This is a genomic window from Streptomyces sp. NPDC001515, assembly GCF_053597115.1.
Genome location: NZ_JBSFHN010000096.1, coordinates 1 through 1,187, shown reverse-complemented (window position 1 = coordinate 1,187; position 1,187 = coordinate 1). Strand labels below are relative to the sequence as shown.

1 protein-coding gene is annotated in these 1,187 nt (G+C 69.8%); it reads right to left on the bottom strand.

Annotated elements, in window-relative coordinates; all coding sequences use genetic code 11:
• Positions 1–1,187 (bottom strand): condensation domain-containing protein (locus ACWCXC_RS37480; protein ID WP_450891826.1); only part of this gene is annotated, 1,187 nt, incomplete at both ends.

The following is a 1,187-nucleotide window of genomic DNA, read 5'->3' as shown; positions in this document are numbered from 1 at the left end:
TCGGCGTCGGCCTCGTCGCCGAGCAGCTCGCGCTGCCACAACGCGTAGTCCGCGTACTGCACCGGCAACGGCTCCCACCCAGGAGCCCGCCCCTCCGCACGCGCCGCATACGCCGTCGACAGATCCCGGGCCAGCGGAGCAATCGACCACCCGTCACCCGCAATGTGGTGCAGCACCACAACAAGCACCCGCTCATCAGGACCAGCCTCGAAGAGAGTGGCCCGGATCGGCAGTTCGGTGGAGAGGTCGAGGGCGTGTGCCTCGGCCCCCGCGATCGCGGCGTCGAGCGCCGCGGGCTGCACGTCGACGACGTTGAGCTGCCAGTCGAGGTCGGTGGGCTCGATGATGTTCTGGTACGGCTCGCCGTTCTCGGCCGTCGGGAAGACGGTCCGCAGGACCTCGTGGCGGGCGACCACGTCACGGAAGGCGAGGGCGAGTGCGTGCCGGTCGACCTCATGAGCCATCCGGAGCACGAACGGGATGTTGTAGGTCGCGCTCGGCCCCTCCAGTTGGCCGATGAACCACAGGCGCCGCTGGGCGAAGGACAGCGGAACCCGCTCCGGCCGCTCGCCCGCCGCCAGGGCGAGCCTGGCCTGTCCGGCGTCCTCCAGGCCAGCCGCGAGACCGGCGACCGTCGGCGTGTCGAACAGCGCCCGCAGCGGAACCTCGACACCGAGGACCGTACGGACCCGGCTGATCAGACGAACGGCAAGCAGGGAGTGACCGCCGAGAGCGAAGAAGTCGTCATCCACCCCGACCTCGGGCAGCTCCAGGACCTGCGCGAAGACCCCGCACAGAAGCTCCTCACGGAGGTTCGCAGCGCTGCGGCCGGATCCGTCCTTGCCCGCCGAGTAGTCCGGGGCGGGGAGGGCCTTGCGGTCGAGCTTGCCGTTGACGTTCAGCGGCAGCGCGTCCAGGACCACGACAGCCGACGGGACCATGTAGGACGGCAGGCGATCGCTCGCGAACTCCGCGATCCGGTGGAGCAGTTCGGTCTCCGGAGTGCTGTCGTTCGGAACGACGTAGGCGACCAGTCGCTTGTCTCCGGGCACGTCCTCGCGGGCCACGACCACGGCCTGGGCGACCAGCGGATGTCCGGCCAGGACGGACTGGACCTCTCCGAGTTCGATGCGGAAGCCCCGGATCTTGACCTGCTCGTCCGCACGGCCGAGGTACTCGATCTGACC